Source organism: Allomuricauda sp. XS_ASV26 (assembly GCF_041224615.1).
GTDB classification, from domain to species: Bacteria; Bacteroidota; Bacteroidia; order Flavobacteriales; family Flavobacteriaceae; genus Flagellimonas; species Flagellimonas alginolytica.
Genome location: NZ_JBGFGK010000031.1, coordinates 226,520 through 245,777 on the forward strand (window position 1 = coordinate 226,520; position 19,258 = coordinate 245,777).

General features: G+C 42.2%; 15 protein-coding genes. All 15 read left to right on the forward strand.

Going from position 1 to position 19,258, the window contains the following annotated elements; translation table 11 throughout:
- Positions 1–42: 42 nt before the first annotated feature.
- The 15 genes from queG (at position 43) to AB9K32_RS08590 (ending at position 19,257) form a co-directional block, all read left to right on the forward strand.
- On the forward strand, positions 43–963 hold the full coding sequence (queG, locus tag AB9K32_RS08520) for a tRNA epoxyqueuosine(34) reductase QueG (protein WP_369884940.1): 921 nt from the start codon (positions 43–45) through the stop codon (positions 961–963).
- Positions 964–1,084: 121 nt separating this feature from the next.
- On the forward strand, positions 1,085–2,410 hold the full coding sequence (locus tag AB9K32_RS08525; RefSeq protein WP_369884941.1) for an MFS transporter: 1,326 nt from the start codon (positions 1,085–1,087) through the stop codon (positions 2,408–2,410).
- 122 nt (positions 2,411–2,532) lie between these two features.
- A complete protein-coding gene (locus tag AB9K32_RS08530) occupies positions 2,533–4,830 on the forward strand; it encodes an NADP-dependent malic enzyme (protein ID WP_224835447.1) in 2,298 nt (765 codons plus the stop codon).
- A 17-nt stretch (positions 4,831–4,847) separates the two neighbouring features.
- Positions 4,848–5,429 (forward strand): Holliday junction branch migration protein RuvA, encoded by a 582-nt coding sequence (gene ruvA, locus AB9K32_RS08535; RefSeq protein ID WP_293296647.1) that lies wholly within the window; start codon positions 4,848–4,850, stop codon positions 5,427–5,429.
- A 5-nt stretch (positions 5,430–5,434) separates the two neighbouring features.
- The gene (sprA, locus tag AB9K32_RS08540) at positions 5,435–12,538 is read left to right on the forward strand and encodes a cell surface protein SprA (protein WP_369884942.1); all 7,104 of its coding nucleotides are present in this window, start codon (positions 5,435–5,437) and stop codon (positions 12,536–12,538) included.
- A gap of 91 nt (positions 12,539–12,629) precedes the next feature.
- A complete protein-coding gene (gcvH, locus tag AB9K32_RS08545; protein ID WP_369884943.1) occupies positions 12,630–13,010 on the forward strand; it encodes a glycine cleavage system protein GcvH in 381 nt (126 codons plus the stop codon).
- A 37-nt stretch (positions 13,011–13,047) separates the two neighbouring features.
- Positions 13,048–13,410, forward strand: a complete 363-nt coding sequence (locus AB9K32_RS08550) for a VanZ family protein (protein ID WP_369884944.1) — start codon at positions 13,048–13,050, stop codon at positions 13,408–13,410.
- A gap of 63 nt (positions 13,411–13,473) precedes the next feature.
- Positions 13,474–14,178, forward strand: a complete 705-nt coding sequence (locus tag AB9K32_RS08555; RefSeq protein WP_369884945.1) for an energy transducer TonB — start codon at positions 13,474–13,476, stop codon at positions 14,176–14,178.
- Positions 14,179–14,337: 159 nt separating this feature from the next.
- Positions 14,338–15,240 (forward strand): heme o synthase, encoded by a 903-nt coding sequence (cyoE, locus tag AB9K32_RS08560; protein WP_369884946.1) that lies wholly within the window; start codon positions 14,338–14,340, stop codon positions 15,238–15,240.
- A gap of 1 nt (position 15,241) precedes the next feature.
- Positions 15,242–15,823 carry a heme-copper oxidase subunit III gene (locus AB9K32_RS08565; RefSeq protein ID WP_369884947.1) on the forward strand — a complete coding sequence of 194 codons (582 nt, stop codon included), beginning with the start codon at positions 15,242–15,244 and terminating at the stop codon, positions 15,821–15,823.
- A 92-nt stretch (positions 15,824–15,915) separates the two neighbouring features.
- Positions 15,916–16,890, forward strand: coding sequence for a cytochrome c oxidase subunit 3 (locus AB9K32_RS08570; protein WP_369884948.1), 975 nt, complete (start codon positions 15,916–15,918; stop codon positions 16,888–16,890).
- Positions 16,891–16,905: 15 nt separating this feature from the next.
- Complete coding sequence (locus tag AB9K32_RS08575; protein ID WP_224835438.1) at positions 16,906–17,289, forward strand: cytochrome C oxidase subunit IV family protein; 384 nt, start codon at positions 16,906–16,908, stop codon at positions 17,287–17,289.
- A gap of 78 nt (positions 17,290–17,367) precedes the next feature.
- Positions 17,368–18,000 carry a hypothetical protein gene (locus AB9K32_RS08580; RefSeq protein ID WP_224835437.1) on the forward strand — a complete coding sequence of 211 codons (633 nt, stop codon included), beginning with the start codon at positions 17,368–17,370 and terminating at the stop codon, positions 17,998–18,000.
- Positions 17,981–18,724 (forward strand): SCO family protein, encoded by a 744-nt coding sequence (locus tag AB9K32_RS08585; RefSeq protein WP_369884949.1) that lies wholly within the window; start codon positions 17,981–17,983, stop codon positions 18,722–18,724. The genes AB9K32_RS08580 and AB9K32_RS08585 overlap by 20 nt, the downstream gene beginning before the upstream one ends.
- On the forward strand, positions 18,721–19,257 hold the full coding sequence (locus AB9K32_RS08590; protein ID WP_224835435.1) for a DUF420 domain-containing protein: 537 nt from the start codon (positions 18,721–18,723) through the stop codon (positions 19,255–19,257). The genes AB9K32_RS08585 and AB9K32_RS08590 overlap by 4 nt, the downstream gene beginning before the upstream one ends.
- Position 19,258 lies beyond the last annotated feature (1 nt).

A 19,258-nucleotide genomic window follows, 5' to 3' on the forward strand; every position in this document is an offset into this window, starting at 1 on the left:
GGGATTTTCGGGAGAAAAAGTTTAATCGATTAACTTTAGGGCATGAATGCCACCAAAAGGACACATTTGATCAAAACCGAGGCAAAACGCCTCGGTTTTTTATCTTGCGGGATATCCAAAGCGGAATTCTTGGAAGACGAGGCGCCACGATTGGAAAAATGGCTTAAACAAAACATGCATGGAGAAATGCAGTACATGGAAAACCATTTTGATAAACGTTTGGACCCCACAAAACTCGTCGAAGATTCCAAATCGGTTATCTCTCTATTGTTGAATTATTTTCCAGAAGAAAAGCAAAACCCGGACTCCTTTAAAATTTCCAAATATGCCTATGGGATGGATTATCACTTTGTGATAAAGGATAAACTAAAGAGTCTTCTCCATTTTATACAAGAAGAAATTGGCGAGGTGCATGGGCGGGCCTTTGTAGACTCTGCACCCGTACTGGATAAGGCCTGGGCCGCAAAAAGTGGACTCGGTTGGATCGGGAAACATAGTAATTTGCTTACCCAACAAGTGGGGTCTTTTTATTTTGTGGCCGAACTGATAGTGGATTTGGAATTGGAGTACGACGCACCTGTGACCGATCATTGTGGAACCTGTACGGCATGTATAGATGCCTGCCCAACAAAAGCCATAATTGAACCCTATGTGGTCGATGGCAGCAAGTGTATTTCTTACCTTACCATAGAACTTAAAAATGAGATTCCGAGCGAGTTTCAAGATAAAATGGACGATTGGATGTTCGGTTGCGATGTGTGCCAAGATGTATGCCCTTGGAACCGTTTTTCGAAATCACATAACGAACCACTCTTCAACCCAAATCCGGAACTGCTATCGTTCACAAAAAAAGATTGGGAGGAAATCACAGGGGAGATCTTTAATAAAGTTTTTAAAAAATCAGCGGTAAAAAGAACCAAATTGTCTGGATTGGAACGGAATATTCGCTTTTTGAAGAAATAGGTTTACTGCGGGATTCAAAAATTCGGCGGGTCACCTCAAGAATAAAATACTATATTGAACTATATTTTGAAGGATTCGTATGTTTCCAGTCAATATTTTGATGACCAGCTAAACTTTTAGTATGATTAAGATTAAAAAACCCAAATTAAGTTTTTGGCAGATTTTTAATATGAACGTTGGATTTCTTGGCATCCAATACAGCTTCGGGCTTCAACAAAGTGCCATTAATCCTATATTTCTTTTTTTGGGTGCCGAGGAAGAATTACTTCCAATACTGAACATAGCCGGCCCTGTGACCGGATTGGTGGTCCAGCCGATTATTGGAGCTATATCCGATAAAACTTGGTCACCAAGGTGGGGCAGACGGAAACCTTTCTTTTTAATAGGGGCCATAATGGGCAGTCTGTGCCTATTTGCCTTTCCATTGAGTCCGGCTCTTTGGTTTGCCGTCGGTCTGTTATGGATCTTGGATGTGGGCAACAATATGGCCATGGAACCATACCGTGCCTTTGTGGGCGATAAATTACCGGAATCCCAATTTAGTATTGGTTATCAAATGCAGAGTTTGTTCGTCGGGGCCGGTATATTATTGGCAAACGCGTCTATTTTTTTATTTCAGGATTGGTTCGGTGGAGGGCAAGAAGTGGACGGGGCTGTACCCAAATGGTTGTACTATTCCTTTTTTATAGGGTCCTTTCTTTCCATTGCAACCATTTTATGGTCGGTTTTAAAAACACCGGAAATCCCACCAACTGACCAAGAACTTGAGGAAATCAACAAGCACAAATCTTTGCCTTTTTTGGAGCGGTTTAAAGTCCCTTTTGTGGAAATAGCGCATGCAGTTAAAGACATGCCCAAGTTTATGTGGAAACTCTCCGGGGTTTATTTGTTCCAGTGGTATGCTCTTTTTGTGTACTGGCAGTTTATAACACCCTTGTTTAGGGTTTCCTTGGGTTTTGATACCTCCGAGGCTGCTGCACAGGCTGCAAAAATGAGCACCACATATAATGTGGTCACAGCGGTGGTTGCCTTGGTTTTGGTCCCGCTTACCATGCGGTTCGGTGGTAAAAAAGTATATGCTTTGAGTTTATTTGGTACAGCATTGGCTTTGTTCTCAATACCTTATATCAAAGATCCGGTATATGTGCTGTTTCCCATGGTGCTATTTGGTATCGGGTGGGCAGCCATGATGGGCATACCCTATAGCATGGTCTCCAAAATTGTACCCCAGGAGCGAAGAGGAGTGTACATGGGTATTTTAAATATGATGATTGTTATTCCTATGGGAATACAAACACTCACTTTTGGGCCTATTTTCAAGAATCTATTAGGAGGGGATTCAATTAATGCGATGCTGTTTGCTGCCGTATTTTTTGTGATAGCGGCAATCTTGGCCATGCGGCTCAAGCTATCGGACAGTAAGGATGAGTATCCGTTGGATGCCTGATCTAAAGTAGGGGAAAGGTCCTGCTGATATTATCGTGCGTTTTGGTATTGTTTAAATTGATTCATTGTATTTTAAGATAAAACCAATGAATGTCCTAACTTTACCAATTCATTTTTGACTATATGAGCAAGGAAAAGCAAAGACGTGAGGCATTACTCTACCACGCAAAACCACAACCCGGAAAAATTAAAATAGTACCAACAAAACCATATTCCACACAACGGGATTTGGCATTGGCCTACTCGCCAGGAGTAGCGGAACCCTGTCTGGAAATCGAAAAAAACAAGGACGATGTTTATAAGTATACCGCAAAAGGGAACATTGTTGCGGTAATTTCCAATGGTACCGCAGTTTTGGGTTTGGGAAATATTGGCCCAGAGGCATCAAAACCGGTAATGGAAGGCAAGAGCTTGCTCTTTAAGATATTTGCCGATATTGATGGAATTGACATCGAACTGGACACTACCGATGTGGAACGGTTCATAGAAACCGTAAAGACTATTGCGCCCACCTTTGGAGGAATCAATTTAGAGGATATCAAAGCTCCTGAAGCTTTCGAGATCGAACAGCGGTTAAAAGATGAGCTGGACATTCCCGTAATGCACGATGATCAACACGGTACTGCCATTATTTCCGCTGCGGCGTTGTTGAATGCACTGGAAATAGCCGACAAAAAAATCGAAGAAGTAAAAATAGTGGTAAGTGGAGCCGGAGCTGCAGCAGTTTCGTGCACTCGATTGTACAAAGCTTTCGGTGCAAAGGCGGAAAATATAGTTATGCTGGACAGTAAAGGTGTGATCCGAAGTGATCGGGATACGCTTACTACAGAAAAAAAAGAATTTGCCACAGATAGAAAAATAGATACTTTGGAAGAGGCAATGGTAGACTCCGATGTGTTTATAGGACTATCCATCGCAGATATCGTTTCGCCCAAAATGTTGAAATCCATGGCCGATAATCCCATTGTTTTTGCCATGGCCAACCCCAACCCAGAAATCGAGTATAACCTGGCTGTGAAAACACGTAAGGATATCATTATGGCGACAGGTCGTTCCGATCACCCTAACCAAGTGAACAATGTGTTGGGGTTCCCTTTTATTTTTAGGGGCGCATTGGATGTAAGATCTACCAAGATCAACGAAGAAATGAAAATGGCCGCTGTACGTGCATTGGCCGATTTGACCAGGGAACCAGTGCCTGAGCAGGTAAATATAGCCTATGATGCAACGCGATTGACTTTTGGCCGGAATTATATCATTCCAAAACCATTTGATCCTCGTTTGATCACTAAAATACCGCCAGCTGTGGCAAAAGCGGCTATGGATAGCGGTGTAGCCCGTATGCCGATTCAGGATTGGGATCGGTACGAGGAAGAGCTTTACCAAAGATCGGGCAACGATAATAAGGTGGTAAGGCTATTGCACAATAGGGCTAAGGTAAACCCAAAACGTATAGTTTTCGCCGAAGCAGAGCTTTTGGATGTTATGAAGGCCGCGCAGATCGTGCATGATGAAGGTATTGCGACCCCAATTTTATTGGGTGATAAGCAAACTATAGAAAATTTAAAAGAAGAGCTCGATTTTGATGCAGAAGTGCCGATTATAGATCCGCGTTCAGATGAATTCAGTCAGATGCGTTCCAAGTATGCCCTAAAACTTTGGGAACAAAGAAAACGGAAAGGCGAGACAAAATATAGCGCCCGTGTAAATATGGGCAAGCGAAATTACTTTGGGTCCATGATGATCAAAGAAGGAGATGCAGATGGGATGATCTCTGGCTACTCCAGGGCATACCCCAAGGTGCTTCGACCTGTTTTCGAGGTTTTGGGTAGAGCAAAAAACGTTAAAAATGCAAGCACCGTCAATATAATGATCACCGAGCGTGGGCCACTATTTTTGGCAGATACATCCATTAACGTGGATCCTAATGCCGAAGAATTGGCCGAAATTGCCCAAATGACCGCAAATGTGGCCAAAACCTTCGGTTTTAAACCTGTAATAGCATTATTGTCCTATGCCAATTTTGGGTCATCCAGTCATCCAAATGCACAAAAAGTAAGAGAGGCTGTTCGAATTCTTCACGAACGTAACCCAGATTTGGTCGTGGATGGAGAAATTCAAACCGATTTTGCCCTGGATGCGGAATTGAGCAATAACAACTTCCCATTTTCAAAAATATCAGGGAAAAAGGTAAATACGCTGATATTTCCAAATTTGGAATCGGCCAATATCACCTATAAATTACTTAAAGGACTGCACGAGGCGGATTCCATTGGGCCGATAATGGTCGGCTTGACCAGGGCCGCCCATATTTTGCAATTGGGTGCAAGTGTCGATGAAATGGTAAATATGGCAGCTGTTGCCGTAATCGATGCGCAAGAGAGAGAAAAAAGAAGGAAAGCAAAAATGCAGGCCGGATAACTTATAAACTTAAATTGATGATTACCCATTTAAGAGGAAAGCTTGTTGAGAAAAATCCAACATACCTTATTGTGGAATGTGGAGGTGTAGGGTATTTTTTAAACATTTCGTTGCATACGTTTTCCTTGCTATCGGACGAAGAAAATATTTTTGTTTACACCGATTTGCTGGTTAAAGAAGATTCCCATACGCTTTATGGTTTTGCCGAAAGAGCAGAGCGGGATGTGTTTCGCTTACTTATATCGGTTTCCGGGGTCGGTGCCAGCACTGCTCGAACTATGTTGTCCTCATTGTCCCCTGCCGATGTCAGGGATGCCATTGCCAACGGAGATGTACCCGTAATCCAGTCTGTAAAGGGGATTGGGGCCAAGACGGCCCAACGGGTAATCTTGGATTTAAAGGACAAAATTTTAAAAGTCTACGACATAGGCGAAGTTTCACAAAAATCAAACAATACAAATAAAGAAGAAGCGTTATCTGCATTAGAGGTTCTTGGTTTTACCAGAAAGCAATCTGAAAAGGTCGTGGACAAGGTACTTTCCCAAGACACTTTGTTAAGCGTAGAGAACATTATAAAACAGGCGCTGAAAAATTTGTAACTAGTTTGAAAAAAGGGGCAAAACCAATACTTAAACAGGCACGTTTTAGGTACATTTTCTTTGTTGTATGTTTTCTGTCCATTACCGTAACAATGGCACAGGACACCAATGAGCAGGTCCAAGACTCGGTAAAGACCGGAGTTGCTCTAGGTCGCCTTATTATGGAAAACCCGGACAGTATTGTTGCCAAGTACAGCTACGACCCCAAAACAAATACATACGTTTACACCGAGAGCATAGGTGATTTTAATGTCAATTACCCGTTGATCTTGACTCCGGACCAGTATTATGAGCTCATCGAAAAGGAGCAGATGAAATCCTACTTTAAGCAGAAAGCGGATGCCTATGCGGGAAAAAAGGAAGGAAGTGAGGAGGCCCGAAAAAACCTATTGCCCAATTTTTATGTCAACAGCAACTTTTTTGAGTCCGTCTTTGGAGGTAATACAATAGAGGTGATTCCGCAAGGTTCGGTGGCCATGGATCTTGGTATTTTATGGCAAAAAAACGATAACCCGGCACTATCGCCCAGAAATAGAACCAATCTTTCTTTTGATTTTGACCAACGCATCAGTCTAAGTTTGCTGGGAAAAGTAGGGGAACGTCTTCAAGTGACCGCAAATTATGATACCGAGGCTACTTTCGATTTTCAGAACTTGGTAAAACTGGATTATACCCCGACCGAGGACGATATCCTTCGTAAAATAGAAATTGGTAATGTAAATATGCCCCTCAATAGTTCCTTGATTACTGGGGCGCAGAGCTTATTCGGTGTAAAAACCCAATTGCAGTTCGGAAAAACAACCGTAACAGCAGTGTTTTCGGAACAACGTTCACAAAGCAATACTGTAGTTGCGCAAGGCGGAGGAACTGTGAATGAGTTCGCCTTGACCGCCTTGGATTACGATGAGGACCGTCACTTTTTCCTTGCCCACTATTTTAGGGATAATTACGACAGAGCCTTGGAATTTTACCCTTTTGTTCAAAGTAGGGTGCAAATTACACGTTTGGAGGTGTGGGTGACCAACAGGAATCAGCAGACACAGAACGTCAGGAACGTGGTGGCCATCCAGGATTTGGGAGAGGCTATTTCCGATAATACCCGTATTGGTGTAAACAATGGCGACCCTGCCGGTTTTTTCAACCCTTCTGCGGTAGCATCGGGCTTGCCCCAGAATGCCGCCAACGCATACGATCCCAATCAGATTGGCAGTGGGGCCCTTACACAATCCATTAGGGATATCGCAACTGTAGAATCGGGGTTCAATATACCCGGCTACACCGTAAACCAAGGGTTCGATTACGCCATTTTGGAAAATGCACGTAAGTTGGAACCTGGTCGTGACTACGAGTTTGATTCCCAGCTAGGATATATTTCATTGAGCCAGAGCTTGAGCAACGATGAAGTTTTGGGTGTGGCTTTCCAATACACTTTTGACGGACAAGTATTTCAAGTGGGAGAGTTTGCCAACGGGGGTGTGGACGCGACCACAATACCGCCAAATTCCAATCTTATAGAAAACAACTCCTTGGTACTGAAACTGCTCAAGAGCAACATTACCAATGTGCAAGACCCTATTTGGGATTTGATGATGAAAAATATCTACTCCACAGGGGCCTATCAACTGAATCAAGAAGATTTTAAACTGAATATACTCTATTCCGATCCTACGCCGAGGAACTACATTACGCCCGTAGATCCAAATGCTGGATGGCCCACGGGATTACAAGATCAAATATTGTTGAATGTTTTCAATCTGGATCGTCTAAATATTTACAATGATGTACAGCCGGGAGGCGATGGCTTCTTTGATTATGTTGAGGGCATTACAGTAGATTCACAATCGGGGCGAATTATTTTTACCAAGGTAGAGCCGTTTGGAGAGTATCTCTTTGAGCTTTTGGGCGGTGGGGTCTATGATGTGGACAATGATCAAGGATACAACCCCAACCAGCAGCGTTATGTTTTCCGAAACATGTATGCAAAGACCAAAGCAGCTTCCTTGCAAGATGCCGAGAAAAATAGATTCCAAATAAAAGGACGATACACTTCGCAATCCGGAAATGGTATTCCGATCGGGGCGTTCAATGTGCCCCAGGGTTCCGTAACGGTAACTGCCGGTGGTCGTCAACTGCAGGAAGGCATCGATTACACGGTAAATTATCAAGCGGGTACGGTTCAATTGTTGGACCCAAGTTTGGAGGCATCCAACACACCGATCAATATTTCGGTGGAAAACAATGCTGTGTTCGGACAGCAAACACGAAGATTTGCGGGGGTAAACGTAGAGCATAAGTTCAACGATAAATTTGTTTTGGGCGGTACCTTGCTCAATCTGAACGAACGGCCGCTCACCCAAAAATCCAACTACGGAATAGAACCGGTGAACAATACAATTTTTGGTCTAAATGGAAACTTTAGTACGGAAATGCCGTTCCTGACCCGCTTGGCGAACAAGTTACCGAATATAGATACCGATGTACCCTCTAACCTATCATTGCGCGGTGAAGTCGCTTTTTTAAGGCCCAACTCACCAAAAAATGCGGATTTTCAAGGGGAAACAACGACTTATTTGGACGATTTTGAAGGGGCCCAGGCTTTGATCGATATTCGCTCGTCCCTAGGATGGACCTTGGCAAGTCCGCCAGTGGAATTTTTAAACGATAGAACCGGTATCGATGTGGGCTATGAACGTGCAAAGATGGCGTGGTACACCATCGACCCTATTTTTTATACCAACCAAAGGCCTTCTGGAATGTCGGACAACGATATTTCCTTGAACTCGACCCGTAGGGTATTTATAGATGAAGTATTTACTGAGACCGATATAGCCCAAGGGCAGACCCAGGTGCAGAGCACATTGGATATTGTGTATTACCCTAACCAAAAAGGACCTTACAACGCCAATCCAAGTTTTGAGAGCGAAACACCCGAAGCCAAATGGGCAGGTATAATGCGACCATTGAGCAGTACCAATTTTGAGCAATCCAATGTGGAATTTGTACAGTTTTGGGTATTGGACCCTTATATTGACGGCGAAACCGCAGGTAACAATGCGGGCGAATTGGTTTTGAACTTGGGGAACATCTCCGAGGATATTTTAAAGGACGGTCGTAAACAATACGAAAATGGACTTCCTGCAAGCACGAACAATGAGGTGCCCAGGGAAACTATCTGGGGACAGGTACCATCGACTCAATCCTTGGTGTATGCTTTTGATGCCGACGAAGCCAACAGAACAGCCCAAGATTTAGGTCTGGATGGGTATGGTGATGCCGAGGAGGCCGCTATATACAATGGACCGGCAGAAGACCCTGCATTGGATAACTATCAATATTACTTGAACCGGGATGGTGGAATTTTAGAACGTTATTTGGATTTTAACAATACTCAGGGGAACTCCCCGGTGGCAGTAACCGATACCAATAGAGGTTCCACAACATTGCCCGACGTAGAAGATATTGACAGGGATTTGACCATGAACACGGTGAACAGTTATTATGAATACCGGATTCAGATTAAACCTAACACCACAATAGATGATCAATATGTAACCGATATTCGCGAAGGACAGACCCCGACATTGCCCAATGGTACGCAGTTGAACCGTAGATGGATTCAATATAAAATTCCGTTGAGCGATTTTACCGATGCTGTTGGGGGTATCTCCGATTTTAGATCCATCAGTTTTATGCGAATGTACCTTACCGGTTTCTCGGATGATGTAGTATTGCGATTTGCTACGCTGGATTTGGTTCGTGGTGACTGGAGGACCTATACAAATTCGTTACAGCCCAATGTGGACAATGATCCTACCGACGACGCAACGGTTACCGATGTAAATACAGTAAATATTGAAGAGAATTATGGAAGGCAGCCCATACCATATGTACTGCCTCCAGGAGTAGTTCGGGAGCAATTGAACAATAATAACACCATTATCCGCCAAAATGAGCAATCACTATCATTTGTGGTGGAAAATTTGGAGTCCGAAGATTCCAGGGGAGTATTCAAAAATGTAAATATCGACGTGCGCCAGTACGAGCGTTTAAAAATGTTCATGCACGCCGAAAAAATATTCAATACCGATTATTCCGATAACGATACACCTTTAGTAGGTTTCTTGAGAATTGGAACGGATTTCTCACAAAACTTTTATCAACTGGAATTGCCTCTTCAATTTACACCCTTTGGTTCAACATCATCCGAAGAGATTTGGCCGGACGTCAATGAACTGGATGTTGCACTGAGCGATTTGAGCAAGGTGAAATCCAAAGGAATATCCGATCAAACTTTGGATGAAATCAACTATTATGAAATTGTGGATGGTGAAGCTGTGCCGGTAGATGAGTTTGCACCGAGAACACTTGGTAGAGTCCGAATCGGGATTCGAGGAAACCCGTCCTTGGGAAGTATTCGTGGAATGATGGTAGGTATCAAAAATATCGATGATATTCCTGCAAGAGGCGAAGTTTGGTTCAATGAACTTCGTTTGGCAGGATTGGAAAACAATGGAGGCTGGGCCGCTACGGCAGCCTTGGATGCAAACATGGCTGATTTTGCGAATGTGACAGCAACCGGAAGCAAAAGTACTTCCGGGTTCGGATCTATAGATCAAACCCCTACAGAACGTGCCTTGGAAGATGCGATTTCCTACGATGTGGTCACCAATGTAAATGTAGGGCAATTGTTTCCAAAAAAATGGAACCTACAACTACCGTTCAATTATGGTATTTCCGAAACCTTGATCACCCCCGAATTTGATCCAGTCTACGATGACCTTAGATTGGATGATAGGATTGCTGCGGCATCTACTGCAGAAGAGGCCGAAACCATAAAACAACAAGCAGAGGATTACACCAAACGGACCAGTATTAATTTAATAGGTGTCCGTAAAAATAGAGGGGAGGAAGCGGAAGAGAATTTCTTCGACATAGAAAACTTCACCTTTAACTATTCCTATAACGAAACAAACCATAGGGATTTTGAGGTAGCCGAACTAAGAGATCAAAATGTATCGACAGGATTTGTGTACAATCATAATTTTAAACCGGCACCTGTAGCGCCTTTTGCCAAGAAAGACTCTATGCTTACCGGCAAATATTGGCAATGGCTCAAGGATTTGAACTTTAATGCGTTGCCGACCAGCATATCGGTAAATGCCAATTACAACCGATCCTTTAATCAACAAAGGTATCGCGATGTATTGGAGCCAGGGGTGGAGGCTTTGGAATTGCCATTGTTGCAGCAGCGGAATTACCTGTTCAATTGGCAGTATGCCCTTAATTATAGTCTGTCCAAATCTTTACGGGTAAATTTAACTGCATCCAACAACAACATAGTTCGGAACTATTTTAATGTGGACGACAACCCCGATTCTGGAATCAACGAAGCATTAGATCTTTGGGATGGCTTTTTTGATGTTGGAGAGCCCAATCGTCATGCACAACAAATGCAGTTGAACTACGAGCTGCCATTTAGTAAGATCCCGTTCCTCAATTTTATAAATGCACAATACACCTACACCAGTAATTTTGATTGGCAACGTGGTGGGGATGCACTACGAGGGGTGGCCAATGAGGATATCAACGTGGTGCAAAATGCCAGTACGCATACATTGACCGCCAACATGGGCATGCAACGTTTCTATGACTTTTTGGGACTTAAAAAACGAGACGGCAAAGTAACGGCAAACCAGGCTCCGGTGCGCAGGGACAAGGCCGGTAATCCTGTAAATGAAGCTAGTGGTAATGGCCCGCGAAAAACAAGTAAAGGGTTCAATACATTGGTGGATGTGCTTACCATGGTAAAAAGAGTGAACGTAAATTATAGCGAAAACAGGGGAACAGTATTACCAGGTTACACACAATCCATAGGGTTCATCGGAACGGCCCGTCCAACATTGGGCTTTGTTTTTGGTAGCCAGGCAGATGTGCGTTTTGAAGCGGCCAGAAAAGGATGGTTAACAGACTATCCGGAGTACAGTACACAGTTTATGCAGAACATGAACAAACAGCTCAATATAACTGCCACGGCCCAGCCTACCCAAGATCTTACCATAGATTTGAGTGCCGACAGGAGTTTTACGAGCTCTACACAAGAAAGCTATAGTCCAGAAGAGTGGAGCAATGGCTTGGACGGTCTTATCAACGAAATGGGGAACTTTAGTATTTCCACGGTAATGATCGGTACCATTTTTAATAAAAGCGATGAGTTCGATTCTGAAACTTTTGAGCAGTTTAAACAAAATAGGATTACTATCGCCAACCGATTGGTGTCCGATAGAGGTGGTGATCCAGGTGAATTGGATGAAGAAGGGTTTCCGGAGCGGTATGGTAAAACTCAACAAGAGGTGCTGCTTCCCGCATTCTTTGCGGCTTACACCGGACAGGATGTGGAGCGTGTAAACCTGGATGCTTTTAGGGATATTCCGATTCCCAACTGGAACATAAAGTATACTGGCCTCATGAAGAATCGTTGGTTTAAAAAGAAATTTAAACGCTTCTCATTAACTCACGGGTATCGAGCAGCGTACAGTGTTAACTCTTTTCAAACGAATTTGGAGCGCCAGAATACCACGATAGATCCGGAAAACGGGGATTTCTTGCCAAAGACCCTGATCAATAATGTGGTGCTTACCGACGAATTTAGCCCGTTGATGCGTGTGGACTTTGAGATGCAGAGCTCCTTTAGTGTATTGGCAGAAGTAAGGACCAGTAGAACATTGTCCTTGAGTTTTGACAACAACTTGTTAACGGAAATAAACGGGAGCGAATATACCCTAGGTTTGGGATACCGGTTTAAAGATGTAAAATTTGTGACCAACATTGGAGGGGAAAAAACAAGGTTAAAAGGGGATTTGAACCTAAAAGCCGACTTGTCGTTGCGAGATAATATTACCATTATCCGAAATTTGGATATCGATAACAATCAGATCACATCCGGACAAAAATTAATGTCCTTAAAGTTTACAGCGGACTATGCCTTGAGCAAAAGTTTGAACGCTTTGTTCTTCTATGATCATTCGTTCTCCGAGTTTGCGGTATCCACGGCATTTCCACAAACAACCATTAATGCTGGTTTTACCTTGAGGTATAACTTTGGGAACTAATCGTTTTTAATTGTATTTTGTCTTCAAGTTTGTTTGAAAAGCTTTCAGCAATCCGTTACATTTGTCCATCTACAAATTCAAACTTAAAGTAATGAACATACCGTCAGAATTAAAGTACACAAAGGATCATGAGTGGGTCAAGATAGATGGAGATATCGCCACCGTGGGTATTACGGATTTCGCACAGAGCGAATTGGGGGATATTGTTTACGTTGAAGTGGAAACTTTGGACGAAACTTTGGATAAAGAGGAAGTTTTTGGAACCGTTGAGGCGGTAAAGACCGTTAGCGACCTTTTTTTGCCGCTCAGCGGAGAGATTGTTGAGTTTAATGAAGCCTTGGAAGACGAGCCGGAAAAGGTGAACACAGATCCTTACGGTGATGGTTGGATGATAAAAATAAAAATGAGCGATGTCTCCGAAGTGGAAGGTCTCATGAGCGCGGATGATTACAAGTCCCTTATAGGTGCTTAAAAAAAACATATATACCTTATTATTTATAAGCTGGGCAATGTTTATTACAATGCTCAGCTTATTTTCTTTCTCGAATATGGAGTTGGATGCCGGGCGCTTAAATGTTCCATATGCCGATAAAATCACCCATTTTATATTTTATATGGTCTTTGGTTTTGTGGGTTGTTTAAGTTTGCGGGAAAGAACCAAAGGAAGCCTTGGTATAAACAGGACCGTCAATATTGTTCTTGTAACTGCCATAGCTTATGGAATTTTAATGGAAGCCTTGCAATATGCCGTTACTACCGATCGTATGGCCGAATTTGGCGACGTTTTGGCAAATACACTGGGCGCATTTGCAGGGATAGGACTAATTCGGTGGGTTTTTTCTAAGAAAAACCCGTTAAAATGGAAATTTTAATTGTTTATTTAACCAATTAATAATTAAATTAGCAAACACTAAATTAAGAAAAGGAGAAAAAGGATGGAACCAAAAAAGAACCCGAAAGCGGACGTGGCAAGAAACAGCGCACTATACTTTGTTATAGGATTGGCAGCTGTTTTGGCTTTAGTCTACGGAGCCATGGAGTGGAAAAAATATGACAAGGCCAACAATTACGACATTTCTATGAATGTTGAAGATCAGTTGGACGAAGAAGTACCGATGACCGAGCAGATTAAAACTCCACCACCGCCACCGCCACCAGCTGCCCCCGAGGTAATCGAGGTTGTAGAGGATGAAGAAGAAGTGGAAGAGACCGTAATCGAGTCTACCGAAACAAGTCAAGAAGAAGAGGTAGTGGAAATCGAAGAGGTTGAAGTAGAGGAAGTAGAAGAAGATATATCGGTTCCTTTTGCGGTGATCGAGGATGTACCTGTATTTCCAGGTTGTGAAGGAGCAAGCGATAAAAAAGCATGTTTTCAAGAAATGATGCAGAAGCATATCCGTAAGAACTTCCGTTACCCTGAAATTGCCCAAGAAATGGGTGTTCAAGGTAGGGTAAGCGTAATTTTCGTTATCCAAAAAGATGGAAGCATCGGAAATATTAGAATGCGTGGACCAGATAAGAATTTAGAGGCAGAAGCATTGCGAATCATTCAAAAACTACCTAAAATGACTCCTGGAAAGCAGAGAGGAAGACCCGTAAAGGTTCCTTTTAGTATTCCAATTACGTTTAAGCTTCAGTAAAAGCACATAAAATTCCTGTCGAGGCAGGAATGGAAAAGCCCGAATGAATTTTTTCATTCGGGCTTTTTTGATGCAATTGACCCAAAGAATCATAAAACTTTAGCTTTGGTTGCAAAAGATATGCACTGGCGTTATCTTTGCGAGCCAATATAGATGTGGATGAAATCTGCCGTAGGTTCCGTAAAAAATAATTCCCTTTCCTTACTATTTACAGATTTTAAGGAGATTACCAAGGCCAAATTGGCTGTCAGTGTGGTTTTCTCCTCCATTGCTGGATACTTTTTGGGAGCCTATCAAATCAATTTGGTCTCCGTTTTGCTGCTCATGTTTGGCGGTTATTGCATGGTAGGTGCGTCTAATGCATACAATCAAATCATAGAAAAGGATTTGGATGCTTTGATGAAACGGACCAAGAACAGACCCATCCCGTCCGGGCGAATGTCGGTAAAAACAGCATTGATCATTGCCATTGTATTAACGGTTTTGGGTGTATTGTCCCTGTTTGCACTAAGTCCAAAAACAGCTATGTTCGGGGCAATTTCCATTTTTTTGTACACCAGTGTCTACACTCCGTTGAAAACCAAGTCACCACTATCGGTCTTTGTTGGCGCCTTTCCCGGAGCCATTCCCTTTATGTTGGGTTGGGTCGCGGCAACGGACGAATTTGGTATTGAACCCGGGACTTTGTTCATGATCCAGTTTTTTTGGCAATTTCCCCACTTTTGGGCATTGGGCTGGATGTTGGACGAGGATTACAAACAAGCAGGATTTAAAATGCTGCCCACCGGCCATAAAGATAAAGGTACTGCATTGCAGATAATACTGTACACCATTTGGATGATAGTGATATCGATCATACCTGTATTCGGTTTTACCGGAAGGTTGCAACTTTCAATTTCGGCAGCAGCCATCGTACTGTTGTCAGGGTTGGTCATGCTATTTTTTGCATTCAGACTCTACGAAAATAGGGATAACCCCTCAGCACGTAGATTGATGTTGGCCAGTGTAACCTATATTTCATTGATTCAAATTGTATACGTAATAGATAAGTTTATTAGCTAAGATGGATTTAACCCAAGGAACAGCAAAGGAAAAGAACAGGAGAGCAAAGAAAATGATGCTCTGGTTTGGTATAGTGAGTTTGATCATGGGATTTGCCGGTTGGACCAGTGCCTACATCGTGAGCAGCAAACGAGAAGATTGGGTGAGCGACCTGGATTTGCCCAGCGCCTTTTTTATAAGTACGGCTATTATTGTCTTGAGCAGTATTACCTATGTCTTGGCAAAAAAGGCTGTAGCCAAGAACAACCAAAAAAATGGAACCATTTTCTTGGTGTTGACTTTGGCCCTTGGAATAACTTTTATATCCCTTCAGTTTTATGGATTTTCCCAAATGCTGGAGAGTGGCTATTATTTTACAGGGCCCACTAGCAATATAAAAATGTCCTATGTATTTTTGTTGGCCGCTGTGCACATTGCACATGTTGTGGCCGGACTGATAACCCTTTTAGTGGTATTGGTTCAGCAGTTAAGAAAAAAATATGCCCCGGACAATATGTTGGGAATGGAATTGGGCGCCTCATTTTGGCATTTTTTGGATTTTATCTGGGTATATCTAATTCTATTTATGTATTTCGTAAAATAAATTTTGATTGGAGCAGTTTTCATTCAAGTTTATCTTTTTCAATACATCAAAAAATGTAAATTTGTGAAAGTTTTAATAAAACGACCTTTTATATGGATGCAACGGTAAGTACCGGTACAGAAGACAGCGTTTGGGGAGGTGGCAACAAACCACTCGGCGCTAGCTATGGAAAAATGATGATGTGGTTCTTTATCATGTCGGATGCCTTGACCTTTTCCGGGTTTTTGGTAGCCTACGGATTTTCAAGGTTTAAGTTCATAGAGTTATGGCCTATTGCAGATGAGGTGTTTACCCACGTGCCATTTTTTCATGGAAATTACCCCATGTATTATGTGGCCTTTATGACTTTTATTTTGATAATGTCTTCCGTGACCATGGTTTTGGCCGTGGACGCAGGTCATAAAATGAAACAAAAAAGCGTGATCCTTTACATGTTCCTTACCATTATAGGTGGTGCAATATTTGTTGGGTCACAAGCTTGGGAATGGGCAACCTTTATAAAAGGGGATTTTGGTGCTTTGGAAACCAATTCGGGCAGGATCCTTCAGTTTGTTGATGCCGAGACGGGGGAAAGGGCCGCTTTGGCAGATTTTGCCAAGACCTTGCCGGAAGAAAGAGTAAAACACGAACCAAGTGAAGGTATCTGGTTCCAAGGTGAAGGCTATAAAACTTCTTACTCTTTGAACGAGGTAGTGGAAGGGTTTAAGGCCACACCGAATATCCTGATCAGAACTGAACAATTGACCGAGGAAGGCGAAAAAACACTTTTGGATAGAAAGCAATCCCTTGCCAAAATACTGGAGGCCAACCAAGTGGTGGAAGGGGCCAATCTTGTACATAACGAATATGGTCACAGGTTGTTTGCCGATTTCTTTTTCTTTATTACAGGATTTCACGGATTCCACGTATTCTCTGGGGTCGTGATCAACATAATCATTTTCTTTAATGTAATCTTGGGTACCTATCAGCGAAGAGGGCATTACGAAATGGTAGAAAAAATTGGTCTTTACTGGCACTTTGTGGATTTGGTATGGGTATTCGTATTTACTTTCTTTTATTTGGTATAAAAACATTCAGCATACATGGCACACGAACATAAACTTGAGATATTTAGAGGACTTTTAAAATTTAAGTCGAATACCCAAAAAATTTGGGGAGTGCTTATCTTCCTAACAATAGTTACGACCATCGAGGTTGTATTGGGTATCATCAAACCAAGATCATTGACCCATAGCTTCTTTTTGGGCATGAAGTTGATCAACTGGATATTTATAATCCTAACCTTGGTAAAGGCCTATTACATTGCATGGGACTTTATGCACCTAAGGGACGAAAAAACATCGTTAAGAAGGGTTATTGTATGGACCCCCGTATTCTTGATCTGTTATTTGATTTTTATTCTGCTTTTCGAAGCAGATTATATATACAGTGTTTATAAAGACGGGTTCATTACTTGGAACTTCTAATACAACACCATTGTTTTTAACAATTTAAAAAGACGGTTTTCCAACCGTCTTTTTTTATTTTTGCAATGATGTAACACTATGAAGAAGAAAATTGTTTTAGCCGTTCTTTTTATACTCCCGGTCGTGGTCTATTTATTTTTTGCATCGGGAGTAAATAACTTTGGGCGTTTGCCTATACTCAGCGAAAATGTGTCCGATGTCACAGCATTCGATTCCTCTGTAAAATTAAAGGGCAAAATCACCATATTGGGATTTTTGGGCCATAATATCAGCGCTAAGCAAGGAAATGCATTTAACCTCAATCAAAAAATCTACAAAAGATTTGGGGAGTTTAACGACTTTCAGATGGTAATGGTGGTTCCCGAAGGAAGCCAAGATCAAGTTGAAGCCTTAAAAGATGAATTGGGTAAACTTTCCGACATCGATAAATGGCATTTTGCCTATGGGACGGATGACGAGATTAAAACACTTTTCCAAACCTTGCAGAGCAATGTTACATTGGATGCCGACCTATTTACCCCCAACGTGTTTATAATAGATAAGGATTTAATGCTTCGGGGAAGGACCGACGATGAGGATGAAGGAATAAAATACGGTTTCGATACCTCGTCCGTAGCAGAATTGAACAATAAAATGGTGGACGATGTCAAGATTATATTGGCAGAATACCGTTTGGCCTTAAAAAAGAACAATGCCGACAGGAGCAAATAAAAAAAAGAAGCATACCTATATTTGGGTATCTGCAATTATTCTGGTTTTTGGAATATTCGCCGTTTACGAAATTACCAAGCGGGTAAAAGGTGACACTATTGTGGAGAACGATCGCATGAGTGCCAGGCTCGGAAAGGCCGAAGTAGGGTTTATAGAGAACCAGGGCGAAAAACGGAAAGTGCCCGCATTTTCTTTTTATAATCAGGATAGCGTGCTGGTAACCAATAAGGACTTTTTGGGAAAAGTCTATGTAGTCGACTTCTTCTTTACCACTTGTCCCACAATTTGCCCTGTAATGACCAAGAATTTGGTGGCGATCCAGAATACTTTTTCCGAAAGTGGCGACTTTGGTATAGCATCTTTTACCATTAACCCAAGATACGATACACCTTCCGTGTTAACGGAATATGCCGAAAAATATGGAGTTACCGATGAAGATTGGCATTTAATGACGGGCGATCAGGAAAAAATCTATCAATTGGCGCAAGAGGGCTTCTATATCTTCGCCAATGAAGACGAAGCAGCGCCCGGAGGGTTCGAGCATTCCGGCATGTTCGCCTTGGTGGACAAAAATGGGTATATTAGATCGCGTAAGGACCAATTTGGCAATCCGTTGATTTACTATCGCGGTACCATTACCGAGGAACAAGGGGAAAATTCAGAAGGGGAAACCCAACAGATTACCATACTAAAAGAGGACATAAAAACACTATTGAAAGAATGACCGAGGACTTTTCATTAAAAGAAAAACGTTACAATAGATTAATTACCATAGTATCAATTGCAATACCCTTGGTGGTAGCTTTGTTGTTCGGATATAAGATACCCAATGCAAAACCCTTATCTTTTTTGCCCCCGATTTATGCCAGTATAAATGGCCTAACGGCGATTTTGTTGATAGCTGCCATAATTGCCATCAAGAATGGACGCCAATTGATTCACCGTAGATTAATGATGATAAATATTGTACTGTCCGCCTTATTTTTGGTGATGTATGTGGCATATCATATGACATCAGAGACAACCATATTTGGAGGCGAGGGCCCAATCAAGTTTGTGTACTATTTTATTCTGATGACCCATATAGTTCTTTCTATATCGGTTATCCCATTGGTATTGATCACCTATTCAAAAGTGTACCTGGATGATTTTGAAAGCCACAGACAATGGGCAAAATATACATTTCCCATTTGGCTGTACGTGGCTATAACCGGTGTTTTGGTCTATGTTATGATTTCACCCTACTATCCTTATTAAT

What these genes read in the sequence shown, in the direction of transcription:
- queG (WP_369884940.1), top strand. Translation starts at nt 43, where the DNA reads ATGAATGCCACCAAAAGGACACATTTGATCAAAACCGAGGCAAAACGC.
- AB9K32_RS08525 (WP_369884941.1), top strand. Translation starts at nt 1,085, where the DNA reads ATGATTAAGATTAAAAAACCCAAATTAAGTTTTTGGCAGATTTTTAAT.
- AB9K32_RS08530 (WP_224835447.1), top strand. Translation starts at nt 2,533, where the DNA reads ATGAGCAAGGAAAAGCAAAGACGTGAGGCATTACTCTACCACGCAAAA.
- ruvA (WP_293296647.1), top strand. Translation starts at nt 4,848, where the DNA reads ATGATTACCCATTTAAGAGGAAAGCTTGTTGAGAAAAATCCAACATAC.
- gcvH (WP_369884943.1), top strand. Translation starts at nt 12,630, where the DNA reads ATGAACATACCGTCAGAATTAAAGTACACAAAGGATCATGAGTGGGTC.
- AB9K32_RS08550 (WP_369884944.1), top strand. Translation starts at nt 13,048, where the DNA reads ATGTTTATTACAATGCTCAGCTTATTTTCTTTCTCGAATATGGAGTTG.
- AB9K32_RS08555 (WP_369884945.1), top strand. Translation starts at nt 13,474, where the DNA reads ATGGAACCAAAAAAGAACCCGAAAGCGGACGTGGCAAGAAACAGCGCA.
- cyoE (WP_369884946.1), top strand. Translation starts at nt 14,338, where the DNA reads ATGAAATCTGCCGTAGGTTCCGTAAAAAATAATTCCCTTTCCTTACTA.
- AB9K32_RS08565 (WP_369884947.1), top strand. Translation starts at nt 15,242, where the DNA reads ATGGATTTAACCCAAGGAACAGCAAAGGAAAAGAACAGGAGAGCAAAG.
- AB9K32_RS08570 (WP_369884948.1), top strand. Translation starts at nt 15,916, where the DNA reads ATGGATGCAACGGTAAGTACCGGTACAGAAGACAGCGTTTGGGGAGGT.
- AB9K32_RS08575 (WP_224835438.1), top strand. Translation starts at nt 16,906, where the DNA reads ATGGCACACGAACATAAACTTGAGATATTTAGAGGACTTTTAAAATTT.
- AB9K32_RS08580 (WP_224835437.1), top strand. Translation starts at nt 17,368, where the DNA reads ATGAAGAAGAAAATTGTTTTAGCCGTTCTTTTTATACTCCCGGTCGTG.
- AB9K32_RS08585 (WP_369884949.1), top strand. Translation starts at nt 17,981, where the DNA reads ATGCCGACAGGAGCAAATAAAAAAAAGAAGCATACCTATATTTGGGTA.
- AB9K32_RS08590 (WP_224835435.1), top strand. Translation starts at nt 18,721, where the DNA reads ATGACCGAGGACTTTTCATTAAAAGAAAAACGTTACAATAGATTAATT.